We start from the raw sequence: 20,091 nt of genomic DNA on the forward strand, positions 1-20,091 counted from the left end.
TTAGGCTCCCATCAGGCCGGGATTAACAATCCCGCGCGGGTCAAATTTCTGGCGAAGCCCCTTGGCCAGCGCCGCGATGGGGGCGGGTTCGGGCTGGAACACGGGAACGGTCGCGCGCACATCCATTGGCGCGCGAACCAAGGTCGCGTGTCCGCCCAGCTTGGCCAATTCTGCTCGCACACGCGCGGCCCCTGCATCGGGTTGATCCGAGATGCGCAGCCACACCAGTCCGCCGCCCCAGTCATAGATCGCTTGTGGCGCAAGACCGTCCAGCGCGGCGACCAGACGCGGGCCATCCGATGGCTTAACCGAGACACGCCAAACCGCACCTTCAAGCCCTGCGAACGCGCTAACATCCCGGATCTGCGTCCAAATCTTGGACGAGGCCACGCCCACCACGGACTGAAACCCGGGCAAAACAGTCTTTGCCAGCTCGGCCGCGCGGTAGCTGACCGAGGCCTCAAGCCCCTCGATCCGTACAAAAGTCTTCCCGTCAGCGAACGCCGCCCCGGTCACATCAAAGGGTGACCCAAGCGCTGCTGACAGGCTTTCCACAGCCTGCGTGGGCGTTTGGCCTTCGCCGACCAGGGTTACTTCGGCTTCGGGAATGGCCATCACCTTCAGGCTCACTTCGGTCAGCACGCCCAGCGTGCCCCAACTGCCTGCCATCAGCTTGACCAAATCATAGCCGGTCACGTTCTTCATCACGCGGCCACCGTTCTTTAACACGCGGCCTGTCCCATCAACGAACCGCACGCCAAGACAGAAATCCCGCGCGGCGCCGACCTGAATGCGACGCGGGCCCGAGGCGTTGGCTGCGACAACCCCGCCTATGGTCGACGCGCCTTTGGTACCAAGCAGCCCGCGCAGGTCGCTCGGCTCGAACGCCAGCCGCTGCCCTTCCTTGGCCAGAAGCGCGTTGATCTCGTCCACCGGCGTCCCGCTTTGCGCCACCAGCGTCATCGCGCCCGGTTCATACAGCGTCACACCTGACAGCCCCGAAGTCGACAGAACTGCGCCCTCGACCGGCGCACCAATGTCGCGCGTCCCTCCGCCCACGACCCGGATCGGCTCCTCCGTGGCTTTGATCAGGTCGGACAGGTCTTGTTCACTTGTTGGCGAGTGGCTCATGTTCATATCTCGAATATCTTGGAAGCGGCGCTGAGCCCCTATCCGGCGCGTCGGGTTTCGGTGACCTTCAGGGGGAAAACCTTGGCGGGGTTCAAAAGCCAACCGGGATCGAACACGTCTTTCACCTGAAGCTGAACTTCCAAATCGCCATCGTTGTATTGCGACGTCATCAGATCGCGCTTTTCGACGCCCACGCCGTGTTCACCGGTCAGACATCCGCCAACCTCGACACACAACCGCAAAATATCCGCACCAAACGCCTCGCATTTTTCAAGATCGCCGGGTTTGTTGGCGTCAAACAGGATCAGAGGGTGCATATTCCCGTCGCCCGCGTGGAACACATTGCCCACGTCCAGCCCATAGTCTTTGCTCATCTCGGCAATGCGGCGCAGGACCAAGGGCAGCTCATTGACGGGGATCGTGCCATCCAGACACATATAGTCGTTGATCTGCCCCATCGCGCCAAACGCCGATTTACGCCCCAGCCAAATTTTCGCGCTTTCTTCGGCCGAGTTGCTTTCGCGCACTTCGACCGGGTTGTGGCGTTTGGCAATCTTAACGATGCGGCTTAGCTGGTCGTCAATTTCGGCGTCCGAGCCCTCGACCTCGATGATCAAAAGCGCTTCGCAATCAGGGTACCCCGCGCCCGCGAAGGCTTCGGTCGCGCGGATGCAGGGCCGGTCCATGAACTCGATCGCGACGGGCAGGATGCCGGATTTGATGATGTCGGACACGCAATGGCCGGCAACTTCGTTTGAATCGAACCCAACCAGCACAGGGCGTGCCCCCTCGGGCTTGGCGAGGATGCGCAAAGTTGCCTCGGTCACGATGCCAAGCTGGCCTTCGGATCCGCAGATCAGCCCCAACAGGTCCAACCCGCCCGCATCCAGATGCGCGCCGCCGATTTCAACCACTTCGCCATCGGCCATGACCATGGTCACGCCCATCAGGTTGTTGGTGGTCACGCCGTATTTCAAGCAATGCGCCCCGCCCGAGTTCATCGCGATATTGCCCGCAATCGCGCAAGCCAATTGGCTGGAGGGATCGGGCGCGTAAAAGAAACCGTCTTCCTCGACCGCGCCCGTGACGGACAGATTGGTGCGGCCCGACTGCACGCGGATAAACCGATTGTCATAGTCCGTTTCCAACACGTCATTCAGACGCGCCACGCCAAGGATCACGCTGTCTGCGGTGGGCAGCGCACCACCGGCCAAAGACGTCCCGGCCCCACGCGGCACCATGGGCACGCCTTCCTCGTGACAGATGCGCATCACCGCCGACACCTCGTCGGTCGAGGCCGGCAACACAGCGCAGAGCGGCGGACACTTATATGCCGTCAGCGCGTCGCATTCATAGGCGCGGGTCTGGATTGGGTCATGCACCACAGCCCCTTCGGGCAGCACAGCCTGAAGACGTTTCACAATGTGATCTTTGCGCGCAACGATCCCTTGATCTGGTGTCGGCATCTGCATGGAATATCCCCACGATTTAGAATTGGTAAGAAAATATAACCAATTTTTCACTTTAGCAACCATTAGGAACGGCGTATGCGTGAAGCATGAGTTTTGCTGACCGTTTCACACTGTTTTCCATGCTGGATTTGGCCGCTGTGGCCCTGATCTTGCTGGCTTGGGTTGCAATCGGGCTGCGCATTGAAAGCCCGACCAAAGAAAAACAGTCCGTCTCGAAAATCGTGGCGCAGTATAGGCACGACTGGATGGTTCAATTCATCACCCGCCAACCGCGCATTTTTGACAGCGCCATCCTGTCTGACCTTCGGCAAGGGGCAAGTTTCTTCGCCTCGGCCACGATGATTGCCACGGGTGGTGGGCTAGCGCTTCTAGGCAATACCGAACGGCTGCGCGGTGTGGCCCAAGACCTGACCCAAACCAGCGCACCCGAATTGGTGTGGGAGGTGAAGATCCTTCTGGTCATGCTGTTTCTGGCCAATGCGTTTCTAAAGTTTGTCTGGTCTTACCGGCTGTTTGGCTATTGCGCCGTGGTCATGGCATCGGTTCCCAATGACGAAACCGACCCGACCGCCCTGCCCCGCGCGCGCAAGGCGGGCGAGATCAACATCACCGCCGCGCGCAGTTTCAATCGGGGGCTGCGTTCGGTCTATTTCTCGATGGCGGCGTTGGCGTGGCTGATTGGACCGATCAGCCTGTTCGTCGCGACGGGATTTACCTTTGCGGTACTGTGGCGGCGCGAGTTTGCGTCCCATTCCCGCTCGGTTTTGATGCAGCCGGATACCTGATCGTTCAGTCGTTACGACGGGCCGCACCTCCGCGCCCTTCGATCAACCACGCAGCCACCAAAGCCAATGCAGCCAGCACCAAAAAAAGCGCAGGAGGAGCCAAGGGCCGCAACCGGATCGCCGTGGTGACATAAGCGTCGCGGGGGGTGTATCCCAACCACCCCCGGCCCGAGGCAACTTGCCCCGCGCGCACAGCCCGTAAATTGGGCAACCCGACCTCGATACGCTTGGCGTCCCCACGCGTGGCAGCCAGAACCGGCTTGATCTGATCGCTGCGCGCCAACGGGTTGCTGAACTCGACCGAGGTGGCCGCGCCGCGCACCACGACCGTGGACAAATCACCCTGCGTCACGCGGAACAGCCCGGTAGCGTCGCTGGCAAACGGTGCTTCAAACACACCCAAATCCCCTTCGGACAGAGTGACGCTGGCGGTATCTTCGGCAGGCGTAGTCACCGTCACCTCGGGCAACTCAGATTGCATCGTGTTGCGTCGGATCAGCAACCCCTCGTCGGTCGCGACCGCTGTCAGCGCCTCTTCCTCTAGCTCCGGCTCGCGCATCAGCCAATGGGCTAAACGGCGTAGCAGCTCTAACTGAGGCCCCCCGCCCTGATGTCCCCGCGCCCACAGCCATGCGTGGTCGGATGCCAGCAAGGCCACCCGTCCCTCGACGCTGCGATCCACCATCAAAAGCGGCGCATCGTCCGCCGCCGACAGAATGATATGGCCGCTTTGGGGCGAGACCTCGACATGGCGCATCCATGGCCCCCAGCCCCCAACCGGTGCGTGCTGCAACAGCTCGCGCGTGACCGGATGGCGTAGCCCGTCTTCGGTGACAGAGGGCTTGTATGGCTCCTCGAACAACCGTCCTGTGGGCGCGGCTGGCAAGATGTCAGAAAGCCCCGTGCGCGCGATGCTGTCAGCACTGGCCAGCGACGGCCCGGCTGCGATCAGCACCGCCCCGCCGCGCTGCACATAGTCGCGCACGCTGGCCAGATAGCCGCCGGGCAGAATGCCCCGTAATTGATAACGGTCGAAGATAATCAGATCGAATTCATCAATCTTGTTGATGAACAATTCCTGCGTGGGGAAGGCAATCAGGCTAAGTTCGTTCACCGGCACACCGTCTTGCTTTTCGGGCGGGCGCAGAATGGTGAAATGCACCAGGTCGACCGCGCTGTCGGATTTCAGCAGGTTGCGCCATGTGCGCGTCCCCGGATGCGGCGTCCCCGAGACCAGAAGCACTTGCAGGCGGTCGCGCACGCCATTCAGCTCGATCACCACTTCGTTGTTGCGACCCGTCAATTCGCCCGCGCCCACGGGCAATGTCACGTGGATCAGGTTCCGGCCCGCATGGGTCAGCGTCAGGGGGATGATAACCTCGTCGTTTCCCATGACTGGCACGTCCGCGATCGGGTCGCCATCATGGGAAAGCGAAAGGAAGGCCGGGGTGGTGGCGTCGGGGACATTGCCCAGGCTTTCAACCTTCAGGCGCAGCTCGATCTCTTCACCCAGAATGGCAAAGGCGGGTGCATCCAAAACGCTAAGCCGCCGATCCCAATCCGCGTCCCGCCCCGAGATCATAGCGTGCATTGGCACCGCTACACCGGGCGCGCTTTCCAAGTCATGCACCACGCCATCGGTGATCAACACGACGCCTGCCAGGCGATTGGCCGGAAGCTCTGCCAGCGCTTGTTTCAGGGCGGTCATCAGACGCGTGCTGTCCTCGGCCCCTTCGGATTGCGGGGCAAGGTCCGATAGCGTGCGGAACACCGGCTCGACCCCCGAGCGTGCCTCGATCTGCGCCAGAAGACCGTCTCGTGCGGCCTGATTTTGCGCGGGCCGGTCGGACAGGGATTGCGAGGCGCTGTCATCCTGAAGCACCAACAGAAGGTCTGTCAGAGGGTCGCGTTCTTCCTGTTGCAGTGACGGGCCACACAATGCCGCCAGAAGCACCAAAGCCGCTACCGCCCGCAAGGCCCAACCGGGCAGGCCGCGCCACAATGCGACTGACAATGTCAGCACCGCGACCACCGCCAAAACGGCGATCAGCGGCCACGGCAGGCCGGGCGCAAACTGAAGCGACATCGCATTCATTCGCCCAACCTTTCCAGCAAAGCGGGCACATGGACCTGATCGGATTTATAGTTCCCGGTCAGTACATGCATCACCAGATTGACCCCAAAACGCACTGCCATTTCCCTTTGCCTTTCGCCCGCTTGCCCGCGGCCTACTGGGAACATCGGGCGGCCATCGTCGCGAATAGCCCATGCGCTGGCCCAGTCGTTGCCGCCAACAATCACCGGCGTCACACCGTCGTTTAAATTTCGAAACGGCATACCTTCGGCCCGTTCAGCATCAGGGGGTGGGGCTTCGGCCCAGACGGGACCACGATTGCGGCCGGGAAACTCTTGCAGCAGATAAAAGCTGCGCGTCAGCACGTGGTCATGTGGCACCTGATCCAGCAAAGGCAGGTTTAACGGCAGTGCCACCGCGCGCAATTGGCGGCTGGCGGGCGAGTTGCCCCCGGTGCCCGCATCGCGCGTGTCAAACAGGATCAGCCCCCCGGTGGCCAAATAGCGTTTCAGGCGCAAGATCGCGTTGGGACTGGGCACAGGAGTCGTGTCGGTCAGGGGCCAATACAGCATCGGGTAGACCGATAGGTCGTCAACCTCGATATCCACGCCCACTGGGCTGGCGGGTTCGACCGAGGTGCGCAGGTAAAGCTGGTCAGACAGGCCCAGAAGCCCTGCTTTGGCGATCTGATCGACGGCGGGGTCTCCGCTTTTGACATGAGCAAGGGTGACGATGCTGGCCGCGTCCAAGACGCTGGGCGGCGTGTCGGTCCGTAAGTCGGTCTGCGCGTCTGCGGTTTGCGCCATGGCAAACAACGCAAGCCCCGCCACGACACCCGTCGCAACCCGCCGCGCAGTTGGCAATAGCCGCCCCGCCAACCACAAAGTTAGCAGCACATCCAGCGCCCCCAACAAAAGCGCCAACGCCAGTAGCCATGGACCGAACTCTTGCCGGGTCTCGTCTATTTGCCAGCGGGGCGTGATATGCGCGGGCCAAGCGGCGCGCTCAAGCACGCTGTCCGCACGTAACACATTCACAGCCTGCACCCTGTCCCCATCCGCATAAAGTCCCGGCGCAAGGTCGGGACTGGCGGGATCCGACAGCTTTGTTCCCGGCACTCCGACGGCGGCGTCCTGCCGCGACAACTGCCCGAACCCGTCAAGTTCATGGGTCGCAACCCAAGTCGTGCCCTCCAGCGCCACGCCAACGCGCGCGCTGCCTTGGGACGACACGGCCAGGCGTTCCAGCATCTGGACGAACAGCCCCGAGAACGGCAGCGACGACCATTCTGCATTGGCCGAGACATGGAACAGCACGACCTGCCCCACCCCCAGCTCACGGCGGGTCACGATGGGGGTGCCATCGGACAGGGTGGCAATGGCGCGGTCCGCCAGATCCGGGCCGGGATCGGCCAAGATTTGCGCCTCGACCCGTACGTCATCAGGGATCGGCAGGCCAAAGAAAGGCGAGTTTTCCCCGAAAGGTGCCAGCGTGCGGGGATCCCCCCAGCTCATCGCGCCGCCGACGACACGACCGCCTGATCTCAGCCGAACGGGCAGCAAGGCGTCTTCGACCCCTTGCCCCAAATCCGCAGCCGCCAGCCGAGGCCCCGCGAACCTCAACAAAAGCCCGCCATCTTCTATCCAGTCAGTCAGCCCAGCGCGGTCGGTGTCCGAGAACGTCGCCACATCCGGCAAGATGATCACGTCAGGCCCCGCCTTGATCAGCTCGGTCAGGGCGGGCAATTCGATGGTTTCGGCGGTGGTTGCCAGCGCCTCGCGAAGGTAGTGAAGTGGTGACAAAAGCTCCAACCCCTCGCGTTCGCCAGTGGTGTTCAGCAGCCCGACCTTGCGGCGGCGCAGACTGTCATCGGCCAGCGTTATAGCCCCTGCAGCGCGAAAATCCGCGATCTGAAACCGGTTGATCCGGTTGCGCAATTCACTTGGGACAGTCAGGCGTAGATCGGCCCGATCGACCCCATCTTCAAACGAGAACGGCGCGGACAAAAGCACACGCTCGACACCCTCGGGGTCGGGGCCAAGCGCTTCAAGGGTAAGCTCTTGCGTCGGCCGGGGCGCAGTGCTGAGGACCGAAAGCACCACATCACCGCCGTCTAATTCAGCAGGCAGAAGGCCAAGACGTGCGGAGGGTGGCTCGAGCACCTCCAGCGCACCTAATTGTTCGAATTGTGTAGCCATCGCGTCACGCCCATCACGCGCGACCCCGTCGGAAATCCATAAGACATCCGTAGCTCCCAGAGCTTGCGCCCAGTCCAAAGCCCATTCGTATCCTGCATCCCATGCCACGGGGGACAGGCCGGGTACGGTATTTTTCCAAACATCCGCAGACTGCCAATCCGCGCCTTCATCAACGCCCGGCGCCTCTGCTTTACTTGCCATAACAATGGCCACTGGTCGCGCCGCAGCCTGTGCTTGATCCAGCCGCGCCTCGATCACGCGCATCCGTTGGGACCAGTCCGAGGCCGCCGGCCAGAAGTCATCCACAAATACCAAAAGCCGCCCATCACGGGCCGGCGCGTCATCAGGATTTAGGACCGGACCTGCAAAACCGATGATTATCGCAGCAATCGCCAAAAGTCGTAAAAGTAAAAGCCACCACGGCGTGCGATCCGCCTGCGCAGTCTTGTCTTCCAGCCCCAAAAGCAGCGTGACCGCCGGGAAAACCTGTTTGCGCGGCGCAGGAGGCACCGCGCGTAGAAGCCACCAAATCACCGGCAGCGCAATCAGCCCCAGCAGAAGCAGGGGCGCAGTGAACCCTATGCCGAACACGCTCACCTTGGGCCTCCGATCGCGTTCCACAACCACAGAAGCGCGGCGCTGGCCGGGTCTTGCGTATGATAGCTGTGAAATCGCCAGCCCGCGCGTTTTGCCAACTCGGACAGTTCGGCCTTGCGTCGTGCAAGCCGGTCCAGATAGCGAGTACGCAGGTCTGCGGCCTCGCGCGTGTCGTGGATCAGCGCCCCGGCGACATCTTGAAACAACACGCGACCATGAAAGGGAAACACCTCCTCCATCGGGTCGAGCACTTGAAACAAGACGCCCTTCTGCCCGCGATCCTGCGCCGCGCCCACAAAATCTCGGGTGGCGTCGAGCGGACCAAGGAAGTCAGAAAACACCACTTGCCGCGCGCGCGGGACGGCATAGGCATCTTTCAGAGGCGCGTCATTGCGCAACATCTGATCGGCCATCCGCGCCAGTGCCATCTGCCCACGTCCCGGTCGATGCACACCATCCAAAAGGCCAACCCGCTCGCCCCCGCGCAGCAAAAGCGCGGCAAGCGCCAGCGCGATAACCTGCGCCTGAGCGCGCTTTTCTGGCAACTTCGAGTCCGACGAAAACGTCAGAGACGTGGACGGATCCACCCAGATCTGCACCGAATGCGCCGCCTGCCATTCTTTCTCTTGCACATAATGCCGGTCCGACCGCGCCGATCGACGCCAGTCGATCCGATGCGACGGATCCCCCGGTTGCGCACGGCGAAACTGCCAAAACGCCTCGCCCAGACCAGATTGCCGCCGGCCATGTTCACCCAATTCGATGGATTGTGCCAAGTGCTGCGCGTCGACCAAAAGGGGCGGAAGGCGCGCCGCCAAGGCTTCGGCCCGGGACCGAAGCTGGATGGGGGCGGCGTCGGACATTACGCGGCGACCTCGGTTTGCAGCACTTGGGCGACCGTTTGTCCGATGACATCAGACAAGGCCAGCCCCTCGGCCCGCGCGGCATAACCCAAAGCCATCCGGTGGCTTAGCACCGGGGCAGCCAGCGCGTGGATATCGTCAATGCCAGGTGCCAACCGCCCGTCCAAAAGCGCCCGAGCGCGGGCCAAAAGCATAAGGGCCTGCGTGGCGCGCGGACCCGGACCCCAGCTGACATTGTCGCGCACAATCTGCGGAGCGCCCGGATCGTCGGGGCGACAAGCGCGGACCAAATCCAATATAGCCTCTACCACGCTTTCGCCCACCGGCATCCGCCTCAACAATGTCTGCGCGGCGATCAAATCGTCTCGGCTGAACACGGGCGCAACACTCGCGTCTTCGGTCCCGGTGGTTGCCAGTAGGATGTCCCGCTCCGCATCACGATCTGGGTAATCCACGTCGATCTGCACCAAAAATCGATCCAACTGCGCCTCGGGCAGCGGGTATGTACCCTCTTGCTCCAACGGGTTTTGCGTGGCGAGCACATGGAACACCGCGCCCAAATCATGCGTCTGCCCTGCGACCGATACCTCGTGTTCCTGCATCGCTTGCAACAGCGCGGACTGCGTGCGTGGGCTGGCGCGGTTGATCTCGTCTGCGAGCAGAAGTTCGCAGAAAACCGGCCCTTTGATGAAGCGGAAAGAGCGCGTTCCGGTGTCGCTTTCCTCTAACACTTCTGCGCCCAGAATATCCGACGGCATCAGGTCCGGCGTGAACTGAATCCGCCCGTCATGCAGACCCATAACCGTGCCAAGGGTTTCCACCAGCCGCGTTTTGCCCAGCCCGGGCAGGCCAATCAGCAATGCGTGACCGCCTGCCAAGATCGCCGCCAGTGTCAGATCCACAACCTGATCCTGCCCCATAATCCGACGCCCCACCATCTGGCGCGCCTGGGCAAGTTTGGTGCCAAGGGCTTCGACATCGCTCAGTAGATCTTCGTTCTGCATGGCAATTCCTTTGCGTGATGACTAAGTTCATTAAAGGCTAGATTCAGACGGGGACCAAATGACAAATTCGCCAAGCGCTGGAAAATCGGCGAAAAAGCGGGTGTTTAACGCAGACGCCGTATCGCAAGCCGTCGGGTCCGAGGCTAGGAAATCCCTGCCCCCCGTGCATCTTTGGACTCCGGATTACAGCGGCGAAATTGACATCCGGATTGCGCGCGATGGCACTTGGTTTCATGAAGGCGGCGAAATTCGGCGCGAGGGTTTGGTGCGGTTGTTCTCCTCGATCCTGAAACGCGAAGGTGACAGGTTTTTCCTTGTCACGCCCGTCGAAAAATGGGGCATCACGGTTGAAGACGCCCCCTTCGTCGCCACCGATATGGAGGTCACGGGCGAAGGTCGGGACTTGCACCTGAGCTTCACCACCCATGTGGGCGACAGCGTGACGGCGGGGCCCGATCACCCCCTGAGGCTGGGTTGCACGTTCGACGCCCCCTGCCCCTATATCGAGGTCCGCGCGGGACTTGAGGCACTGATTGATCGCAAGACTTTCTATCGTCTGATTGATCAAGGCGTGGCTGCGGATCACAATGGCGCATCTTGGTTCGGCGTCTGGTCGGACGGGCAGTTCTTTCCACTGATCCCGACGGATGAACTTGGCTAAGGGGCGCGCATTTCGCTCGCTGCCCTGATGCGCTTGGGGTAGAAGACCCCATGAACACCGATGATCTCGAAATTTTTCTTGTCGCCCCGCCGGGTCTTGAGCCTGCCTTAGCGGATGAGGCCCGCGCCGCTGGGTTCGCCACACCCACAGTCAGCCCCGGCGGCGTCACCACGCGCGGCGGCTGGTCCGAGGTCTGGCGCGCCAACTTGACCTTGCGCGGTGCCACCCGTGTGCTGGTCCGACTGGGCGAATTTCGCGCCTTCCACATGGCGCAGCTTGATAAACGCGCGCGCAAGTTTCCGTGGGGCGATGTGCTGCGTTCGGATACCCCCATTCGGGTCGAGGCCGTCTGCAAGCGCTCGAAAATCTATCATCACAAAGGCGCAGCTCAGCGGGTTGAGCGGGCGATTACTGAGACACTGGGCGCGCCGATCAGCAAGGACGCGGCGTTAGTCATCAAAGTGCGGATCGACGACAATCTTGTAACCATCAGTTTGGACAGCTCGGGCGAAAGCCTGCACAAGCGCGGCCACAAAACCGCGACTGGCAAAGCGCCCATGCGTGAGAATCTGGCTGCTCTCTTTCTGCGTGCCGCTGGATTTGACGGAGCAGAGCCCGTTTTGGACCCAATGTGCGGATCAGGCACTTTTCTAATCGAAGCAGCCGAGATGACGGCCGGACTTCTACCCGGTCGTGATCGCAGGTTTGCCTTTGAAAAACTTGCAAATTTTGATGCCGAGGCGTTTCAAATTCTGAAAGTTGCGGATGCCCCCTCACTACCCACTAATGTTCGATTTTTCGGATCAGACCGGAATGCCGGTGCGATTGCGAACAGCCAGAAGAACGCCGAAAGTGCGGGTGTTGCGGCCATGTGCCAGTTTTCCGAGGCCTCGATCAGCGACGTTACCCGTCCGGACACAGAACCCGGCCTGATCATCGTGAATCCCCCTTATGGTGGGCGGATCGGCAACAAAAAGCTGCTCTTCGCTCTTTACGGTTCTATGGGTAAAGTGTTCCAAGAACGGTTCAAGGGATGGCGCGTTGCGATCATCACCTCGGATGGCGGATTGGCCAAGGCGACGGGCTTGCCGTTTCAACCGCCTAGCCCTCCGATTGATCACGGCGGGACCAAAGTGAAGCTGTACCAAACTGCACCGCTTCGATGAAAAAAGGCCGGGCAACCACCCGGCCTTCTCTGTTCGTTGGCAGCGTGCTTACTGCAGGCCCCACTTCGCAGCGATTTCGTCGAAGAAGCCCTTTTCCTGCTTCAGCTTGATCCAGCTGTTCACATAGTTGATCCAGACCTGATCGTTCTGCGGCAAAAGCATTGCAATCGGTGTCGGTGCGCGTGGGGCTTCTACCGGAATGGCGGTGACTTGCGGGAACTTCTGCGTCAGCGTCGCCCCTTCGATATTCGATGTGATGAACACATCTGCACGACCCGACAGAACCTCTTGATAGCCGCGCGCGGGGGCTTCCACCACTTTGATATCCGCGTCCGGGAACCATTCTTTCACCATTTTCTCGAACGACGTACCCAGCGTGGTCGCCACTTTCACCTCGGGCTTGTTGATCGCATCCCAGCCATCAAAACCCGCCAGCTTGTCCGATGTAGTAAAGGGCAAAATCTGGACCGAGATATACGGATCAGAGTAGCCCGCAACCTTCATCCGCGACGGCGAAATCGAGGCCGAGCCGGTCATATGATAGTTCCCGGCAACAATGCCATTCACCAGCGTTTTCCAATCCGTCGGTACGAATTCAAGCTTCACTTCTAGGTCTTTCGCCAGCTCGGTCATGACGTCAATGTCATAGCCCTTGTAGCTTTCAGTCGCCGGATCTCGCACCGACATGGGGTTCCAGTCACCTGTCGTTCCCACCTTCAGAACGCCGCCTGACAGGATCTCGTTCAATGCAGACTGTGCCGAAGCGGCCCCTGTCAGTGTCGCTAGGGCCAGCAACCCCGCCCCGATAGTTCTCAAAAAGTTCATCACACCGTGTCCTTCTGGCGGTTAAAATTATTCGATTTCATCCATCTAGATTACGTGATCGTATAGGGAATGGATCACCTGTAACGATCAATTGAACAAAAAACGTCGCGGGGAACAAGTGAAGAACAAAAATCAGACTTGCACCGCCGTTCAAATGACAGGCGTTTCAAAGTGGTATGGCGACTTTCAGGTCCTGCGTGATATCTCGCTGACGGTCGAGATTGGCGAGAAATTGGTCATCTGCGGCCCTTCTGGGTCCGGAAAATCGACCGTTGTGCGTCTTTTGGCCGGGCTGGAAACCCATCAGGAAGGTGATATTCGCCTTGAGGGTGGGACGATCAACGCTCAACGACCCGGCGACATAGGCATGGTTTTTCAAAGCTTTAACCTGTTTCCACATCTGTCCGTTCTGGACAATTTGACACTTGGCCCGGTGAAGGCGCTTGGCCTGTCACGAACCGATGCCGAGGCGCGCGCGCGCGCCTATCTGGACCGCGTGCGCATCCCTGAACAGGCCGACAAACGCCCCGCGCAATTGTCGGGTGGACAGCAACAACGCGTCGCCATCGCGCGTGCTTTGTGCATGGAGCCAAAGCTGATGCTGTTTGACGAGCCGACCTCAGCACTGGATCCCGAGATGATTGCCGAAGTTTTGGAGGTCATGGAGGATCTGGCCGCCGATGGAATGACAATGATCTGCGTGACACATGAAATGGGTTTCGCCCGCCGTGTCGCTGACCGGATTGCCTTCATGGACACGGGCGAGATCGTCGAGGTTGGGGCACCGGAACAGGTGTTCAAAGCGCCAGAATCAGACCGTTTCGCACTTTTCCTTGATAAGATCCTGAAGCACTAAGGGCGCTGATATGAATTTTCGAACAATCGCCCTGCTTTCTTCTCTGCTGCTTTTGACCGCGTGTTCGGCGGCCCCCGGCACATGGGGCTGGTATGTCATTGACCCTACAACGGACACCGGATGGACCAATATCCGCTTCCTGATCCGTGGCTTCACCTCGACCATCCAGATTTCGGTTCTGGCGGCAGTCGCCTCGATCATCATCGGGCTTCTGGTGGCGCTTCCGGCCTTTGCACAGAATCGCTGGCTGCGGTTGCCCAACCGGATCTATGTGGAGTTCATCCGAGCTATCCCCCTACTGCCAATGTTGTTTTGGGTTTTCTATGGCCTGCCCGTCGTGATGCGCGGGATGGGGATCAGCATCTCGATTGACCCGTTCTGGGGCGCCGTGATTACGCTGGCTTTGTCAGACAGCGCCTTCACCGCCGAGATCTTCCGCGCGGGCATCCAATCGGTCCCCCGCGGTCAGGCCGAGGCTGCCCAGACCATTGGGCTTAGCCGCGCAAAGGCGATGCGTTATGTCATCTTGCCGCAAGCAGTGCGTCGGATCCTGCCGCCCTTGGCCAACCAGTTTATCTATATTGTGAAGATGTCGGCGTTTGCATCGGTCATCGGGATGCAGGAACTGACCCGGCGCGCAAACGAACTGGTTGTGACAGAATACCGCCCACTTGAGATCTACACCCTGTTAATTCTGGAATATCTGGTACTGGTCCTGATCATTTCGGCAGGCGTACGCTGGCTGGAACGGCGGATGGGTGCGAATGAAAGCCGCTAAACCTCTGCTTTAATTCAAGTCTTCCAGAAGCCGCTTGTGCCGTTTCGCCTCGGCAATCGCACCGCCCAGCGTCTCGATCCCTTTGGAATGCAGCATCGCCAGCATCTTGCACAGAACCTCGGCAGTGGCCTGGGCGTCACCCAACGCGGTGTGGCGCAGCTTGGGCGGGATCACCACGCCCAAACGGTCACAAAGCGCGTCCAGTGTGTGGACTTCGGTCGTGCCATAGATCATTGCCGACAGCAGCACCGTATCCAAAATGGGATGGGTCCAGTCGACCCCGCAATTGTCCGCATGACGCCGCAAAAACGCCATGTCGAAGGGCGCGTTGTGGGCCACCAACACCGCCCCGCGCGAGAAATCGTGAAAAGCCTTCCCCGCCTCGCGAATGGTCGGTTTCCCCGCCACCATTATGTCAGTCACATGATGCACTTTGGTCGACGCTGGTGGGATCGGCATTTCTGGATCAACAAGCTGGTCGATCACCTCACCGGGAACGATCTTTTCCTTCACCACGCGCACGGCACCGATCTGTACGATCTCGTCCTTGTGCGGCAAGAGCCCTGTGGTTTCAGTATCAAACACCACATATGTCAGATCGCGCAGGCTCATTTTCATAAGGTCGTCGGTGGCCTGACCCTCCATCAGATCGAAGTCAAAAACGACCGGCCGGCCTTCGTCTGGCGCGATGGTGGCGTGGGCGTCGTCGATCATCAAAAGATAGCCTTCGCCGGGGGCAAGCGGCTTCAGGCGCGCATCGAACTGCAGACCATTTGCTGCCGACAGATCCGAAAAGCTCTGCTCGAGCCCGGTCGAGATCATTTTGTCATAGGCCGCCAAGAAGGGGCCGCGTTGGAAGTAATCAAAGATCGAGGCATTCAGACGCGCAGGGCTGACTTGCGACAGAACGGACGCGGCCTGTTGGTCATACAGCACGATCTGGTGGGCTGGGTTGATCAGCACCATGGCGACCGGAATTTCAGACAAAAGCGCGGTCAGGCGGGCCTTGTCATCGGACAGACGTTGGGTTTCGGCGGCAACGATGCTGGCCTGATCCATGGTGGATTTCATCAGCTGTTCGGACACGGCCTCGGCGGCGGGGGCCAGATCGCCCAGAAAGCGCGCCGCGTGAGTGTCGACGCCGCCACTGCCTGCATGGGCGCGAGATCGAAGCCCGGTGGCCAAGCGTTCGATGGGGCGGGCTACGTTTTCGTCAAATAGAAACCAAACGCCGGCGATCAATGCCAGAAGACCGAAACCTGCAAGCACCCCGGCAAAGACAAATCCTGCCGCGATGTCATCCGGCGTGGAGCGACCGGCCCCGACCAGCAATGCGCCCAGAACCAACAAGACCGAAGCCGCTGCCAGAAAGGCGAAAAACAAGAAGATACGAAAGCGCAGGGAAAGCTTGGTCAGGATCTGCATCACGAGGCCTCGAGCTTACAAATCGCCGTGACCAGAGGATCCCCTTCGTCGGGGGCGAACCAATCGACGCCGGTGACATTTCCATCCGCATCAAAGGTGACACCGTCGATCAAAGGTGCACGTTTGCCTGCCTCGCAATCGGCCAGCATCACCATCTTTTCAGGCGCCGACCAGCGACCGAAGAAATACGTGTCCGCCATGCGCATTGTGGGTTTTGCATCATGGGTTCGCAAGGACGGTTCATCCAGTGCGATAAAGCGTTCGGTGAAGGGTTTCACATAGGTCCACGGACGATAGATCGCCTTATTTTCAACCGTTTCCACAACGACCATGCCTTCGGGCAGCGTATCTCGCGTACGGTCATACCATCCGTATTCATTGGCAATCGTGGTGACGATCATCGCCAGACCTGCGCCCACGGGCATGGCCCATTTCGGTAGGCGTCCGCCGCTGATCTTGTTCAATACAAGCACGACACCCGCGCCAGCAACCCCCGACACCAATGTGGCGACCATCTCAAAGAACATTCTATTTTCTCCCGTCTTGGTGTCAGCCTAACATGCCGCGCCCATGCCCGATGGCACTTTGCATGGATTTCACCACAACAAAGGCATCGCGCAGGTGGCTGCGTTCAAACTCGGACAGGTCCGAGGGCGACAGATAATTGTCCGGCTTGCCGCCGGCTTTAACTTCGGCAACCTGATGTTCAAGCCGCGTATCTGCGATCAGGTCATAAGCATCCAGCAGATCCTGCCCGCCCGATTGGCTAAGCGTACCTGCGTGGATTGCAGCTTCCAGCCGGGCGCGGGTGTTGGCTTCGGTCAGCTTGCCTTGCAGAGCATAGACGCGACCAAGATCAACGATCGGCACGACACCGTTATGCTTCATATCCAACTGGTTCTTGTGCTCGCCCGAACGGATCGTGGCAAAGCCGCGCAAAAGGCCCAGCGGCGGCGTGTGTTTCAGCGAATTCGAGACCATATGCGCCACGAAGATCGAGTTCTTGGCAGCAGCAGCCAGCGTGTCTTTCTGAAGACCTTCAAACAGCCGCACGTCCCCAGAAATCGGCCGCAGATCAAACATGACCGAGGCCAGCATCTGCGCCTCGGGGCTTGGTTTGGAGATCCAACCGTCGAAGTAATCCTTCCAGACCGAAAGTGGCTGGCACCAACGCGGATTGGTCGCCATCATGTCGCCGGGACAATAGAAATAGCCACAGACATCCAGACCGTCACAGACGAATTTGGCCAGATCGGCAAAGTATCCCTCGCGGTCTGCATCCGTCACATCATCGTGCAAAATCATGCAGTTATCCTGATCCGACACGCCGGTCTGCTCCTGACGGCCCTGTGACCCACAGGCTGCCCAAAGATAGGGCACCGGGGCCGGGCCCAGCTTGGCCTCGCCCAGCGTCAGCAGGCGACGGGTGCAGATGTCTGCGATGTCAGTAATCAGGCGCGTGACCACTTGGTGCGGGCTTCCACCGGCGACCAGTTGCACCAGAAGCTGCGGAATGCGGGCCGTAACCTTGCGCATTTCCTGGGCAGTGTTCGCTTGTGCGATCTCGCGTACCAGCTCGGCCGAGCTGATGGCCTGAAAGCGGGTTAGGTCAGTTTGACTGACGATGCCGACCAGTTTGCCGCCCTCGACGATGGGAACTTGGCTAATGCGACGCTCCATCATCACGTGCAGCACGTCCGAACCGATGGCCGACGGGGCCAATGTGATCGGGTTGGGCGTCATGATTTGCGAGACTGGCGTGTCTACGGGCAGCGCCTCGGCAAGCACTTTGCCGGACATATCGCGCGTGGTCAGGATGCCAGTCAGGGCGTCGCCCTCGGTCACGCACAGGGATGAGACCCGTTTGTCGCGCATCAGGATAGCGGCCTCTCGCACGGAGGCTGACGCGGTGCAGGTGACGGGGTTCGCGGCCATCAGCGTGTCCACTTGCGTGGTCACAAGGTCCTGCTGGTCCTGTTTATTGACCCGATCCGCGCGCGAGCGGTCAAAGAACCGTTTCACCTTTTCTTCAGAAGCAATCAACAAATGGAATTGCGCGACCGGCAGGATCAAAAGCGTGCCGTCGGTGACAGCCTGCGCCGATGTGGCGGCCTTGCCGTCGCGCAACAATCCGCGTTCCCCAAAAGAGTTGCGCAGCCCAAGATGCGATACGATCGAACCGTTCGCATCGCGGACCTCGACCTCGCCCTCGTGGATGATGAACACGCCTGGCAGGTCATCTCCAAGATCATAGATGCTTTCGCCTGCAGACACGGCGCGCCCTTGAAGCTTCGGTACTAGGTTTTCGACCACATCCGCAGTCAGGGCATCATAGGGGTGAACGGATTTCAGGAAACGAAAAACCTGATCTTGGCTCAGGGGCATATTTGCTGCCTTCTTGAAAAGTTAGTCCCGCCCGATAAGACACCGGACGGGACAAATTTAAAAGGGGCGGGTCACCGCAGCGGGCCACCCGCCAGAACCAACTTAGTGATCCTGAGCCGAACCAGCGCCGCGCGGAACGCGAACCGACTGAACCAGCTCTTTGATCTCTGCCGGCAGAGGCTTGGTCATGCCCGACACGATGTAAGCAACCGCGAAGTTGATCGCCGCACCAATTGCGCCGAACGAAGTCGACTTAACGGTGCCCAGAAGCGGATCAGCATCGGTGAAGCTGTTGGTGTCCGGGATGAACAGCCAGCCTTTGTGCAGGAAGATGTAGATCAGGGTAACCGAGATACCCGCGATCATGCCTGCAACAGCACCGGTGTTGTTGATCTTGGTCGAGAAGATACCCATCATCAGTGCCGGGAAGATCGACGCAGCGGCCAGACCGAAGGCAAGTGCCACGGTTTGTGCTGCAAAGCCCGGTGGGTTCAGACCCAGATAGGTTGCCACAACGATTGCAACAGCCATCGCGATACGTGCTGACAGAAGCTCTCCTTTTTCCGAGATCTGCGGGTTGATCGCACCTTTGATAAGGTCGTGCGACACAGCCGACGAAATTGCCAGAAGCAGACCAGCAGCCGTCGAAAGAGCAGCAGCCAGACCACCAGCAGCAACCAAAGCAACCACCCAACCTGGCAGGTTGGCAATCTCAGGGTTGGCCAGAACCAGAATGTCACGATTCACGCTCAATTCAGAACCTGACCAGCCACGCTCGGTTGCAGTCGCTGCGAATGCTTCCGACTTGTCGTTGTACCACTGGATCTTACCGTCGTTGTTTTTGTCTTCATATTTCAGAAGGCCGGTTTTCTCCCATGTCGCAATCCAGTCCGGACGTGCTTCATAGTCGATCGAGGCTTCAGTTGTCCCCTGAGGGAAGACCGTAGTGATCAGGTTCAGACGTGCCATTGCACCAACAGCCGGGGCCGTCAGATACAGAAGTGCGATGAACACCAGCGCCCAACCAGCCGACCAGCGTGCATCCGCTACTTTCGGTACGGTGAAAAAACGCATAATCACGTGCGGCAGACCGGCAGTACCGATCATCAGCGACAGTGTGAAAAGAACCATGTTCAGCGTGTCAGCATGGTGCCCGGTGTAGCTGGCGAAGCCAAGCTCTTGCACAAGGCTGTCCAGTTTCGCCAAAAGCGGCTCGCCCGAGGCGACGTGCTCGCCGAACAGGCCAAGGGCCGGGATCGGGTTGCCGGTCAGCTGCAGCGAGATGAAGATCGCCGGGATGGTGTACGCAGTGATCAGCACGACGTACTGAGCAACCTGCGTGTAAGTAACACCCTTCATTCCGCCGAAAACGGCGTAGGCGAACACAACAGCAGCACCGATCAGCAGACCGGTTGTGTTGTCTACTTCCAAGAAGCGACCAAACGCAACACCAACGCCGGTCATCTGACCGATAACGTAGGTGGTCGAAGCCACGATCAAACAGACAACTGCCACGATACGAGCCGTCTGCGAGTAGAAGCGGTCACCAATGAATTCCGACACGGTGAACTTTCCGAACTTACGCAGGTAAGGCGCAAGAAGCAGCGCCAGCAGCACATAGCCGCCGGTCCAGCCCATCAGGAACGACGAGTTGTCGTAGCCGGTAAAGGCGATAAGGCCAGCCATCGAAATGAACGAAGCAGCCGACATCCAGTCAGCAGCCGTCGCCATACCGTTGGTAACCGGGTGAACACCACGCCCAGCGGCGTAGAATTCTGATGTAGAGCCCGCACGGGCCCAAACTGCGATGCCGATATACAGCGCGAAGGACGCACCGATAAACAGCCAGTTAAGTGTAAACTGATCCATCT

The 20,091-nt window shown here is 59.9% G+C and carries 16 protein-coding genes; 5 read left to right on the plus strand and 11 right to left on the minus strand.

Features of this window, described 5'->3' with window-relative positions:
• Complete coding sequence (gene glcE, locus ACXAH3_RS10730; RefSeq protein WP_474862077.1) at nucleotides 1–1,131, minus strand: glycolate oxidase subunit GlcE; 1,131 nt, start codon at nucleotides 1,129–1,131, stop codon at nucleotides 1–3.
• A 38-nt stretch (nucleotides 1,132–1,169) separates the two neighbouring features.
• Nucleotides 1,170–2,603, minus strand: coding sequence for an FAD-linked oxidase C-terminal domain-containing protein (locus ACXAH3_RS10735; RefSeq protein WP_474862078.1), 1,434 nt, complete (start codon nucleotides 2,601–2,603; stop codon nucleotides 1,170–1,172).
• A gap of 86 nt (nucleotides 2,604–2,689) precedes the next feature.
• Here ACXAH3_RS10735 and ACXAH3_RS10740 point away from each other — a divergent pair, with 86 nt between their 5' ends.
• Complete coding sequence (locus ACXAH3_RS10740; protein WP_474862079.1) at nucleotides 2,690–3,388, plus strand: DUF599 domain-containing protein; 699 nt, start codon at nucleotides 2,690–2,692, stop codon at nucleotides 3,386–3,388.
• Nucleotides 3,389–3,392: 4 nt separating this feature from the next.
• Here the strand turns inward: ACXAH3_RS10740 and ACXAH3_RS10745 are convergent, their stop codons facing one another.
• The 4 genes from ACXAH3_RS10745 to ACXAH3_RS10760 are packed head-to-tail and all read right to left on the minus strand — an operon-like array spanning nucleotide 3,393 to nucleotide 10,124.
• Nucleotides 3,393–5,483, minus strand: coding sequence for a hypothetical protein (locus tag ACXAH3_RS10745; protein WP_474862080.1), 2,091 nt, complete (start codon nucleotides 5,481–5,483; stop codon nucleotides 3,393–3,395).
• The gene (locus ACXAH3_RS10750) at nucleotides 5,480–8,257 is read right to left on the minus strand and encodes a DUF4159 domain-containing protein (protein WP_474862081.1); all 2,778 of its coding nucleotides are present in this window, start codon (nucleotides 8,255–8,257) and stop codon (nucleotides 5,480–5,482) included. The genes ACXAH3_RS10745 and ACXAH3_RS10750 overlap by 4 nt, the downstream gene beginning before the upstream one ends.
• The gene (locus tag ACXAH3_RS10755) at nucleotides 8,254–9,120 is read right to left on the minus strand and encodes a DUF58 domain-containing protein (protein ID WP_474862082.1); all 867 of its coding nucleotides are present in this window, start codon (nucleotides 9,118–9,120) and stop codon (nucleotides 8,254–8,256) included. Before ACXAH3_RS10755 ends, ACXAH3_RS10750 begins: the two co-directional genes overlap by 4 nt.
• Nucleotides 9,120–10,124, minus strand: a complete 1,005-nt coding sequence (locus ACXAH3_RS10760; protein WP_474862083.1) for an AAA family ATPase — start codon at nucleotides 10,122–10,124, stop codon at nucleotides 9,120–9,122. The genes ACXAH3_RS10755 and ACXAH3_RS10760 overlap by 1 nt, the downstream gene beginning before the upstream one ends.
• A gap of 58 nt (nucleotides 10,125–10,182) precedes the next feature.
• Here ACXAH3_RS10760 and ACXAH3_RS10765 point away from each other — a divergent pair, with 58 nt between their 5' ends.
• Both ACXAH3_RS10765 and ACXAH3_RS10770 read left to right on the plus strand, forming a co-directional pair.
• The gene (locus ACXAH3_RS10765; protein WP_474862084.1) at nucleotides 10,183–10,785 is read left to right on the plus strand and encodes a DUF1285 domain-containing protein; all 603 of its coding nucleotides are present in this window, start codon (nucleotides 10,183–10,185) and stop codon (nucleotides 10,783–10,785) included.
• A 50-nt stretch (nucleotides 10,786–10,835) separates the two neighbouring features.
• Nucleotides 10,836–11,951 (plus strand): THUMP domain-containing class I SAM-dependent RNA methyltransferase, encoded by a 1,116-nt coding sequence (locus ACXAH3_RS10770; protein WP_474862085.1) that lies wholly within the window; start codon nucleotides 10,836–10,838, stop codon nucleotides 11,949–11,951.
• A gap of 48 nt (nucleotides 11,952–11,999) precedes the next feature.
• On the opposite strand, the gene ACXAH3_RS10775 is transcribed toward ACXAH3_RS10770, so the two are convergent.
• Nucleotides 12,000–12,776 carry a transporter substrate-binding domain-containing protein gene (locus ACXAH3_RS10775; protein ID WP_474862086.1) on the minus strand — a complete coding sequence of 259 codons (777 nt, stop codon included), beginning with the start codon at nucleotides 12,774–12,776 and terminating at the stop codon, nucleotides 12,000–12,002.
• Nucleotides 12,777–12,930: 154 nt separating this feature from the next.
• On the opposite strand from ACXAH3_RS10775, the gene ACXAH3_RS10780 reads away from it, so the two are divergent.
• Together ACXAH3_RS10780 and ACXAH3_RS10785 are read left to right on the plus strand one after the other, a co-directional pair.
• Nucleotides 12,931–13,632 (plus strand): amino acid ABC transporter ATP-binding protein, encoded by a 702-nt coding sequence (locus ACXAH3_RS10780; RefSeq protein WP_474862322.1) that lies wholly within the window; start codon nucleotides 12,931–12,933, stop codon nucleotides 13,630–13,632.
• Between the two features lie 10 nt (nucleotides 13,633–13,642).
• Entirely contained in the window at nucleotides 13,643–14,410 is a 768-nt protein-coding gene (locus ACXAH3_RS10785; RefSeq protein ID WP_474862087.1) for an amino acid ABC transporter permease, read from the plus strand.
• Nucleotides 14,411–14,419: 9 nt separating this feature from the next.
• Here the strand turns inward: ACXAH3_RS10785 and ACXAH3_RS10790 are convergent, their stop codons facing one another.
• The 4 genes from ACXAH3_RS10790 to ACXAH3_RS10805 all read right to left on the minus strand — a co-directional run bounded on the left by ACXAH3_RS10790 (nucleotide 14,420) and on the right by ACXAH3_RS10805 (nucleotide 20,089).
• Entirely contained in the window at nucleotides 14,420–15,835 is a 1,416-nt protein-coding gene (locus tag ACXAH3_RS10790) for a 3'-5' exonuclease (RefSeq protein WP_474862088.1), read from the minus strand.
• Nucleotides 15,835–16,362, minus strand: a complete 528-nt coding sequence (locus ACXAH3_RS10795; RefSeq protein WP_474862089.1) for a hypothetical protein — start codon at nucleotides 16,360–16,362, stop codon at nucleotides 15,835–15,837. Before ACXAH3_RS10795 ends, ACXAH3_RS10790 begins: the two co-directional genes overlap by 1 nt.
• 22 nt (nucleotides 16,363–16,384) lie before the next feature.
• Nucleotides 16,385–18,220 carry a putative nucleotidyltransferase substrate binding domain-containing protein gene (locus tag ACXAH3_RS10800; protein ID WP_474862090.1) on the minus strand — a complete coding sequence of 612 codons (1,836 nt, stop codon included), beginning with the start codon at nucleotides 18,218–18,220 and terminating at the stop codon, nucleotides 16,385–16,387.
• Between the two features lie 102 nt (nucleotides 18,221–18,322).
• Nucleotides 18,323–20,089, minus strand: coding sequence for a sodium:solute symporter family protein (locus ACXAH3_RS10805; RefSeq protein ID WP_474862091.1), 1,767 nt, complete (start codon nucleotides 20,087–20,089; stop codon nucleotides 18,323–18,325).
• Between the last annotated feature and the right edge of the window lie 2 nt (nucleotides 20,090–20,091).

Source organism: Aliiroseovarius sp. ABM4_368 (assembly GCF_056161205.1).